The sequence below is a fragment of the Bacillus pseudomycoides DSM 12442 genome (genome assembly GCF_000161455.1).
Classification (GTDB): domain Bacteria; phylum Bacillota; class Bacilli; order Bacillales; family Bacillaceae_G; genus Bacillus_A; species Bacillus_A pseudomycoides.
Window position 1 is genome coordinate 5,035,244 of record NZ_CM000745.1, and the last position, 11,062, is coordinate 5,046,305.

The window sequence follows — 11,062 nt, forward strand, 5'->3', positions numbered from 1 at the left end:
AGTCGTTCAGGTACAAAAGCTAATTCCTCATTTCTTTAAAGGCCATGCTCTTGTTTTAGAAGAAGGCGAATGGATGCAGGAAGGGAAGGATGACCTTGCAAAGGAAAATGTACTAGATGACACAGCTTATATTATTTACACATCTGGTACCACTGGGAGACCGAAAGGTTGCCAGATTTCCCACCGTAACGTCATTAAAACAGTAAAAAATAACGGCTATATTGAAATTAAAACGGACGATCGGCTTCTCCAGTTAGCGAATTACGCTTTTGATGGTTCCGTGTTTGATATATACAGTGCCTTGTTGAATGGAGCTAGACTCGTGCTTGCTCCAAACAAAGCTGCTAGCGATCTTAAGGAAATTGCAAGGTTAATGGAAGAGGAGAATATTACGATATCTTTTATGCCTACCGCATTGTTTAATGTAATTGTAGATGAGCAGATATCTTGTTTGAAAAACTTGAGAAAAGTCCTGATGGGCGGCGAGAAGGCTTCTGTAAAACATGTTCGCAAAGCAGTCAATTATCTAGGAGATAACCGGATAATTAATGGTTATGGTCCAACGGAAACAACGGTATTTGCTGTTACGTATGAAGCTGATCATAAAGTAAATTCCTTAGATTGTATTCCTATAGGCCGTCCAATGAATAATACACAGCTGTATGTTGTAAGCCGCTCTGGCCATCTTCAACCAATGGGTGTTCCTGGGGAATTATATATAGGCGGAGATGGAGTCGGTAAAGGCTATTTAAACCAAAATGAGCTTACAAACAAATTCTTTATAAATAATCCTTTCGGTGAAGGTAAGGTATATAAAACTGGTGACTTAGTACGCTGGCTACCTAATGGGACTTTGGAATGCCTGGGGAGATTGGATCAACAGGTGAAACTTCGTGGACATAGAATAGAACTAAGCGAGATAGAGGCTAGGCTAGCTGAATATCCTGACATACAAAACTGTGTAGTAGCTTTAAAAGGAGAAGGATCGAATGGATCTTACTTATATGCTTATTATGTGGCTGAATTGGAAGTAGAAACTGTAGCGTTGAAGAAATTTTTACAGGAAAAGCTTCCTAGTTTCATGATTCCTGCAAGATTTGTGCAGCTGGATGAAATTCCACTCACCTCAAATGGGAAGGTGGACAAAGGTAGCCTGCCTGCTCCTAGCAGCGTGATAGAACTATATAAGGATCCAGAAACAGAGACAGAAAAAACAATAGCAGAGATTTGGCAGGATATACTCGATGTCGAGAAAGTGAGCCTTCATGATAACTTTTTCGAGCTTGGCGGACATTCACTCAGGGCCACGCTACTCGCCTCGCGTCTACATAAAGAGCTTAAAGTCGAGTTGCCTCTCAAAGTGATATTTTCGCGACCGACAGTAAAAGAGCTGGCTGATTATATACAGAGCAACCAGAAAGGCACTTTTGACCGAATTTCGTCTGTAAAGGTAAGTGATTATTACCCAGCGACATCCTCCCAAAAAAGAATTTATTTGGTAGAACAGCTTGAAGAGCACCAAAAAAATACAAGTTATAACGTCCCTGGTGTATTTGAAATTCACGGTAATTTGGATTTGCAACAATTGAATCAAGCTTTTATGTCTCTGATTCAAAGGCATGAGTCACTACGCACAACAGTCATTGCAAGAGAAGGAGAGATTGTGCAGAAAGTACATCAAAAAGCTGATTTTAGTCTAAGAATCACGGAGTGTACAGAAGATGCGGTTGAACGAGTTATAGCTTCTTTTATACAGCCTTTTGACCTTACTAAAGTTCCTTTGATAAGAGCAGGCATCATCAAGTTGAGCAGCAGACGCCACCTACTAATGATTGATATGCATCATATCATTACTGACGGAATCTCCATGAGCATTCTTATGCAGGAACTAGCAGAACTGTATATGGGGAATCAGCTTCCAGAGATTCCGCTTCAATATAAAGATTATGCTGTCTGGATGCAGAGTGCGACTCAAAAAGAGCGTCTCCATAAACAGAAATCTTTCTGGACAGATATTTTTCAGAAGGAAATGCCTATACTTGAGATTCCGACTGATTACTGCAGATCTGTGGAAAAGGATTACAGGGGGGAGATTAGCACCTTTGAGATAGCTCCTAATCTGATTCAGAAGCTAAAGAATTTATCAATCGAACGTGGAGCCACTTTATTTATGACGTTTTTAGCGGCTTATCATGTCATGCTGTCAAAGTACACAGGACAGAAAGAAATTGCTATTGGCACAGCGGTTGCAGGACGGTCTCATGCTGATACTGAAGGAATAGTCGGTATGTTTGCCCATACCATTCCATTGAGGAATGTCCTTGATGATAAATGGACTTTCTCAAAGTTTTTAAGCGAAGTAAAACAGAATGTTTTGCAAGCTTATGAACATGCAGATTATCCAATCGAAGAGCTGGCAGACCAGTTAGGTGGACACCGCTCGATGAATCGAAATCTTCTGTTTGATACTATGCTTACTTTTCAGAATATGGATACTGCTAAGTTGAATATTCCAGGATTACATATTCATCCATATAACTGGAGCTGGAGAAATGCGAAATTTGATTTGAACTGGATTGTGATTGAGGATGATGCTCTTTCCGTATCGATTGAATACAGTACAGCCCTGTTTAAAAGGGAAACGATTGAAAGGATGCAAAGACACTTTAATCATATTCTTATGCAGATTATCAGCAGTCCTGAGATGCCAATTGCTGATATTCAGTTGGCTGGAAAAGAAGAAGTCGATATTCTGGTAGAGGTGTTCAGCGGAAGAAAGGAACACTATCCGAGATCTAAAACGATTCATGAGATCTTTGAGGATAAAGCAGCTGAAGCTCCTGATCAAATTGCTATTTCAATGGAGAAATGTCTATTAACTTATAAAGAATTAAACGAACAGGCGAATCAAGTGGCCCGTAGTCTGCAGAAAAGAGGAGTCGCTCGCGGCCATACAGTAGGGCTTATCTTGGAAAGATCAGCTGAAATGATTGTAGCCATGCTCGGGGTTTTGAAAGCGGGAGGAACATATGTCCCAATTGAGCCAAGCAGTCCTTCAGAACGAGTTCGCTATATGCTTAAAGACAGTCAAACAGAATTCATAGTAGTACAGAGTGAGCAATTAATTCCAGAGGATTATATGGATCAGGTCTTAATTCTTAGTGAGAAAGCGTGGGCTCGGGAAGCCAGTCATAATCTATTGAATAAAAATGAGCCGGGGGATATAGCTTATATCATCTATACTTCAGGATCGACCGGACAACCTAAAGGAAATCTTACTGCTCATCAAAATGTTATTAAGACAATTATAAACAACGGATATATTGAAATCTTAGATACAGATCGAATACTGCAGCTTTCTAATTACGCGTTTGACGGATCTGTATTCGATATTTACAGTGCTCTGCTGAATGGAGCAACTCTTGTATTGATTCCACAGGAAACGGCATTAGATATGAAAGCTCTGTCGGGATATATCCAGAGTGAGAATATTACTGTTTCCTTTATGACGGCAGCCCTATTTAATGCGCTTGTCGACTTGGAACTTTCCTGTTTGAAAGGCATGAGGAAAATTATTTTTGGTGGGGAGAAGGCCTCTGTTAAACATGTAAGTAAAGCTTTTGACTACCTTGGAGAAAACCGGCTGATTAATGGATATGGGCCTACTGAAACGACAGTTTTTGCAGCAACATATGCTGTAGATTCGGCAGTAAAGGTTACAGGAACGGTTCCAGTTGGAAAGCCTTTAAATAATACTTTTCTATATGTAGTAAACCAATATCTCCAGCTTCAGCCTATTGGCGTTCCTGGCGAATTATGTATTGGAGGAGAAGGGGTAGGAAAAGGGTATCTGAATCTTCTAGGTCTTACGGCCGAGCGGTTTGTTAAAAATCCTTTTGGAAATGGAACGTTATATAGAACGGGCGATTGGGTACGCTGGTTACCAGATGGAAATATTGAGTATCTTGGAAGGATGGATGAGCAGGTTAAATTGAGAGGACACCGGATAGAGCTAGGAGAAATTGAAGCTAGGATACTTGAAAATCCGGATATCCAAAATGCTGTCGTGATAACAGCAAATAGCCACGAGTACGGATCCTACTTATGTGCCTATATAGTGTCAGAGGCAGAGTGGTCCGAACAGGATCTACAGACGGAATTAAAAAGGAAATTACCAGAGTATATGATCCCTACTAGCATTATAAGATTGAAAGAACTACCGCTTACGACAAATGGAAAGGTTGATAAAAGAGCGCTCCCAAATCCTTTTGTATACAGAGATCTCCAAGCGGATTACGAACTACCTGTAGGAAGAGAAATAAAAATGGCTGAGATTTGGAAAGAACTGCTCGGCATCGAAAATGTCAGTCGCACAGATGATTTTTTCAAATTAGGCGGGCACTCGCTAAAAGCATCTGTTCTGGTCCATAGGATTCAGAAGGAATTTAATAAAGCAGTATCTCTACGAGAGATATTCACTTCGACCACTCTGAAGGAAATGACCAGATTGACTTATGATTCTAAAGAAATACAGTATAAATCTATTCTTCCAATGGAAGAAAAACCTTTTTATCCAGTTTCCTCTTCTCAAAGGCGTATGTTCGCTGTAAATCAGTTGGAGGGAAGAGAATCTGGAGTTCACTATAATATGCCGGCCATTATTGAGATAGAAGGAAACTTAAATGTCGACCAATTGGCTTCTGCATTAAAGTCCTTGATAAGTAGGCACGAGTCACTACGAACTTCTTTTCATTTGAACAAGCAGGAGCTCACTCAAAAAGTTCATTCTGAAGTTAAATGGAGTATGGATTTTATGCATGCTGATGAAGGAGAAATGCCAGAACTGATAAGGTCTTTCATACAGCCTTTTGATTTAAGTTGTGCTCCTCTCTTTCGAGCAAGTCTTGTAAAACTAAAGGATAACCGCTTCATTTTGATGTTAGATATGCATCACATCATTTCAGATGGTATTTCAGTGGCTGTGCTTTTAGAAGATTTCTCTCTTCTGTATCAAGGGGAGGTACTTCCAGAAATAGCGGTTCAATATAAAGATTATGTGGGCTGGCAACGTGAAATAGCTCAGCAGGAGCACCTGAAAAAGCAGAAATCCTACTGGCTTGAACGCCTGTCAGGAGAACTACCTGTATTAGAGCTATCCACGGATTATAAACGGCCAAAAGTACAAAACTTTGAGGGGAAGACACTAAACTTTGAAGTGTCTGCTGGTGAGCTTGCAAAACTAAAGGATGCCTTCTCAAATGACGATGGCACAACATTGTATATGATTCTACTAGCTGCTTATCATGTTTTACTCTCAAAATATACAAACCAAGATGATATATTGATTGGGACGCCAATAGCGGGGAGACCGCATGCAGAATTAGAACCGGTTGTTGGTATGTTCGTCAACTCATTAGTAATTCGGAATAAATCAGCAGGGAATAAATCTTTTCAGGAATTTCTATCACAAGTTAAGCGTGAAGTATTGAATGCTTTTGAAAATGCAGATATGCCTATCGAAGAACTCATTGAACAGTTGGATATTTCCAGAACTCTGGACAGAAATCCATTATTCGATACTATGTTTACTTTGCAGAATATAGATAACCAAGTTGAAATACCTGGACTTCATTTACATCCTTATAAATGGAACTGGTCTATTTCAAAGTTTGATATGACCTGGGTATTTGTGGAAAAGGAAACACTCCAGTTTACAGTAGAGTATAAATCTAGTCTCTTTAAAGAAATAACCATTAAAAAAATGGCTAACCATTATAATCATATTTTGCAACAAATCATTAGTAATCCAGATTGTCTATTGGATGATATGGAACTGTTAACAGAAAAAGAAAAGAAACAGCTGCTGTTAAAGAACGATATTATGAAACATTATCCAAAGGATAAATCACTGCAGGAGCTTTTTGAAAAGCAAGTAGCGAAAAATCCAGATAATGTGGCGCTGATATTCGAAGACAGGAAGCTTAGCTATCAAGAGCTAAATGGAATGGCTAACCAAATCGCACATAGCCTAGTAAAACAGGGAGTAAAGAGAGGGCAGACAGTTGGACTTCTCACGGAGCGTTCGTTTGAAATGATTGCAGGCATACTGGGCATTCTTAAATCTGGTGCTGCTTACCTTCCAATCGATCCAGGTTATCCGGCGGAACGGATTCAATATATGATTGATGACAGCGGAACCGAACTTGTAATTCTTCACGGAGGCGTTCTTCCGGACACCTATGAAGGGAAGGTTCTTACAATTAAGGAAGCTTTAGAGGAAAGGGATTCTTCCAATCTAGGGAGGACTTCCGGACCAGAAGACCTGGCTTATATTGTCTATACTTCAGGATCTACTGGGAAACCGAAAGGAAATCTGACTACCCATCGGAATGTCATCCGGACGATCATCAACAACGGCTATTTGGAAGTGAAAGAAACTGACCGGTTCCTTCAGTTGTCCAATTATGCATTTGACGGTTCTACCTTTGATATTTATGCATCACTTCTTCATGGAGCGCGGTTGGTGCTCGTTCCGAAGGAAATGGTTGGAGATGCCCTCCGGCTCTCACGTCTAATCCAAGAAGAACAGGTAACAATTTCGTTCATGACAACAGCGCTATTCAACACGCTTGTGGATGTGGATCTTGAAAGTCTAAAAGGGCTGCGAAAGCTCCTGTTTGGCGGTGAAATGGTGTCAGTCAAACATGTGCGAAAAGCATTGAGGGCAATGGGAGAAGACAGGCTCATTCACGTATACGGACCAACCGAAACAACAGTGTTTGCCACGGCCTGCCCTGTCACGGAGTCTATGATTAACCTCCATACGGTGCCGATTGGGAAGCCAATCAGTAACACATCGGCTTATGTTTTAAGTCCTAGCGGTCAGCTTCAGCCGGAAGGGATTCCTGGAGAGCTATCTATTGGAGGAGACGGAGTCTCCCACGGATATCTGAATCGACCGGACTTGACAGAAGAGCGTTTTGTGGAGAATCCTTTCGTGCCTGGCGATCAGATCTATAAGACGGGGGATCTTGTCCGTTGGATGCCAGATGGAAACCTTGAGTACCTGGGGAGGATTGATCAACAGGTGAAGATTAGGGGACACCGGATTGAATTAGGAGAGGTTGAAAATAGGCTGTTGTCACACAGTGCTGTTGCTGATGTAACTGTTGTAGTCAATAGAGATGAAAAGGCTCAATTTTATCTATGTGCTTACCTTATTACGAAATCTGACTGGACTGTTTCAGCAATCAGGTACCATTTAAAAGAAACTTTGCCTGACTATATGATTCCTTCATATTTTGTTGAGGTCGAATCCTTCCCACTCACTTCTAACGGAAAAATTGACAAAAAAGCACTGCCCGAGCCGATAAGTGCGGTGCCAATCAGGGAAGAGTACTCGGCACCTCTATCAGATAGGGAAAAGCTCTTAGCATCTGTATGGGAGGAAGTACTCCGGACAGAACGAGTTGGCATTCATGATAACTTTTTTGAATTGGGAGGAGACTCCATTAAAGCGATCCAAATTGCAGCTAGGCTGAACGAGCATGGATTGAAATTCGAGATGAAAGACTTGTTTAAAAATCCAACAGTATACGAGCTTGTTCCATATATTCGGTTTGCAGCCGCATCTGCAGAGCAAGGCCTAATTCAGGGTGATGTACCTCTGACTCCGATACAGCATTGGTTTTTTGAACAGCAGTTTCCTATACCAGAACACTTTAACCAATCTATGATGCTGTTCCAAGAGGAAGAGTGGAATTGTGAAGCGGTGATGGAAGCTTTCCGCAAACTTTGCGTGCATCATGATGCGCTCCGAATGGTTTATTCTTCTTCGAAGCAGTACAGTCGGGGGACGGAAGCTATTGATTTTACTCTTCAGCGATTTGACTTTAGGGGAGTAACAGATGCAAAACCTTTAATTGAGAAAGAAGCAAACTATCTCCAAGCTAGTCTTAATCTCGCAGAAGGTCTGCTGATAAAACTGGGGATTTTTGAGACTGATGTAGGAAGTTATCTATTAATTATTATTCATCATCTTGTGGTGGACGGAGTATCCTGGAGGATTCTTCTGGAGGATTTCCATCGTCTATATGAGAAAGGAGAAGTTCTTCCACCGAAGACCACCTCTTACCGTGCTTGGGCAAGTGGGCTGTCTGAGTATGCAAGGGGCAGGGCTATACAAAAAGAGATTCCGTACTGGGAAGGTGTCGAATCTATGAAAGTGGCTCCCCTGCCGAAGGACAGGGAAAACGATGGAAGCTTCAGTAAAATAGAAGCTCTGCATTTCAGCCTTGACGAAAAAGAAACACACCAGCTTCTGACAGAAGCCCATCGGGCTTACCAGACTGAAATTAATGACCTCCTTCTTGCGGCACTTGCTCTAACAGTTCAGGAATGGACAGGAGAAAATAGGATGGCAGTCAACCTGGAGGGACATGGCCGCGAAGATCTCATAGAAGGAGCAGATCTAAGTAGGACGGTTGGTTGGTTTACAAGTATGTTTCCAGTAGTATTTGATGTATCTTCAAGTGATCTTGGCGGTGTTATTAAAGAAGTAAAAGAAACATTGCGGAAAATACCAAATAAAGGGGCTGGATATGGGATACTTCAATACCTTTCTGATAAAAGGGTGTTCAAATGGCAAGGAAAGAGAAAACCGGAGATAAGCTTTAATTATCTTGGAAGGTTTGAAGCCGAAGGCACCCAGACGCATTCTACGATGCCAATGGGTTTTCAAGTAAGCCCGATTAATCATTTTTCAAACGGACTGGACTTCAATGGTTTTATCACTTCAGGTCAATTAACAGTTCAAGTAAGCTATGATTCTCAAAAATTTCATTATAAGACTATTGAAAATGTAATTAGGCAATATGAGGAATGGCTAAAAGCCGTTATCAATCATTGTGCCGGAAAGACAGATGCAGAAAAAACACCTAGTGATTTTTCTGATGAAGAACTTACATTTGAAGAGTTAGATGCTATATCTCAGCTTATAGATAATATCTAAATTCTCGTCTTGAGAAAGTTACACTAGCTTTATGGGATGGAGGGATACTTTGAAAGAGAAGAAATTTGATGACATATATAGTCTATCTCCAATGCAGGAAGGTATGCTTTTTCATTCATTGCTCAGTGATAGTGATGCCTATTTTGAACAGATGGCTTTTAAATTCAAAGGCAGTTTAGATTTGCCTGTGTTTGAAAAATGCTTCAATTTGTTAATTGAAAGACATGCTATTTTCAGAAGCGTCTTCCTTCATGAGGGGGTTAGTAAACCTAAACAGGTTGTTCTAAAAGAGAGGAGCATAAAAATTGCTTATCAAAACCTTTCTTCTAAACCTGCAGAAGAGCAGTTTTCAATAATAGAATACTATAAATCACAAGATAAGAAGAAGGGTTTTAACCTCTCGAAAGATCTACTGATGAGATTTGCTGCTTTTCAGACTAGTAGAGAAGATTATACGTTCATATGGAGCTTCCACCATATTTTGATGGATGGGTGGTCTCTTGGAATTGTTTTAAATGAACTATTCGATTTATATGGGAAAATCCGTAACGGGGAAGAGCCAAATCTGGAAAAATCAGCTGAATTCAGTAAGTATATTTCATGGTTACACAAGCAAGATCAGAAAGAAGCTCGGGTTTATTGGGATAACTATTTAAAAGGCTACAATCAAATTGCAAACCTTCCAAGCAGAAGCACTTCTGAGGCTTTACTAGGTTATGAAAGGAAAGAGCTTGTTTTTAGGCTCGGAACCGATATTACCAAGAAGCTAAATGATTTAGCCAGACAGTGCAAGGTCACTTTAAATGTTGTTATCCAAGCAATTTGGGGCGTTCTTCTGCAAAGATATAACAATACTACGGATGCTGTTTTTGGATCAATTGTTTCTGGTAGGCCATCAGAAATACCTAGTGTTGAGAAAATCGTTGGTTTATTTATTAATGCAGTGCCGGTGAGGGTTAAAAAAATTGCCGGCCAGAGCTTCCTGCAGCTAGTTAAGCAGCTGCAGGAAGAGGCTCTTAGGTCCGAACCTTTTAGTTACGTTTCTCTTGCTGATATTCAATGCGGTAAAGAAACGGGAAATCAATTGGTTAATCATATGGTTGTTTTTGAAAATTATCCATTTGATGATTCGATTCAAAGCAGAGAAGGTATGGATAAATACGGGTTCACTTTAACGGAAGTGGACGCATTTGATCAGACAAATTATGACTTTAATCTCCTTATTGGACCTGGCCAGGATTTAATAATAAAAATTATTTTTAATGAACGTAGGTATACACAAGATACAATATATGCCATTTTTTCACATTTAAAAATGATGATAAATACGGTCGTTCATTCACCTGAGGTACAGGTAGATGAAATAGATATGCTTTCTGTTGAGGATAAAACTAGAATTTTGGAAAAGTTTAATTCTACTGGCGGAACTTATCCAAAAACTAAGACTCTCTCAGCACTTTTTGAAGAACAGGTGCTTATGATGCCTTCTCGTACTGCTCTGGTCTTTGGTGACCAGGAAGTTAGCTATTCCAAATTAAATAGAATGGCCAATCAGGTGGCAAGGAGTCTTCGAAGGCAAGGAGTACAGCGGAATCAGATTGTAGGAATCTTAACTGAGCGATCCTTAGAAATGATCGTAAGTATTCTGGGAATTCTTAAGGCGGGTGCAGCCTATCTTCCGATTGACCCGAATTATCCGGAGGAGAGAATCCGCTATATGCTTGAAGATAGCGGAGCTGAGAAGCTGATCGTCCAGTATGCAGAAGACATTCCAGCCCATTATTCCGGACAGGTACTGGGGCTTTGGGAACGGGAATGGGAGAAAGAAGATTCTGCGAATCTGGAAGCGGAAGCTGGTCCAGATGATTTGGCTTATATCATCTATACCTCGGGATCTACTGGACAGCCGAAAGGAGTCATGGTGGAACACCGAAACGTGGTACGTCTCTTGTTTAACGATCAGAATCTCTTTGACTTCTCGGAAGAAGATGTTTGGACATTGTTCCATTCCTATTGTTTTGATTTTTCAGTTTGGGAAATGTACGGTGCCTT

At 40.6% G+C, this 11,062-nt stretch carries 2 protein-coding genes; both read left to right on the plus strand.

Annotation, left to right across the window (positions count from 1 at the left end; genetic code table 11):
• The first annotated feature begins 73 nt into the window (after positions 1-73).
• Entirely contained in the window at positions 74-9,010 is an 8,937-nt protein-coding gene (locus BPMYX0001_RS29720) for a non-ribosomal peptide synthetase (RefSeq protein WP_006097072.1), read from the plus strand.
• Positions 9,011-9,059: 49 nt separating this feature from the next.
• A partial coding sequence (locus tag BPMYX0001_RS29955; RefSeq protein ID WP_167535689.1) for a condensation domain-containing protein occupies positions 9,060-11,062 on the plus strand: 2,003 nt, incomplete at its 3' end.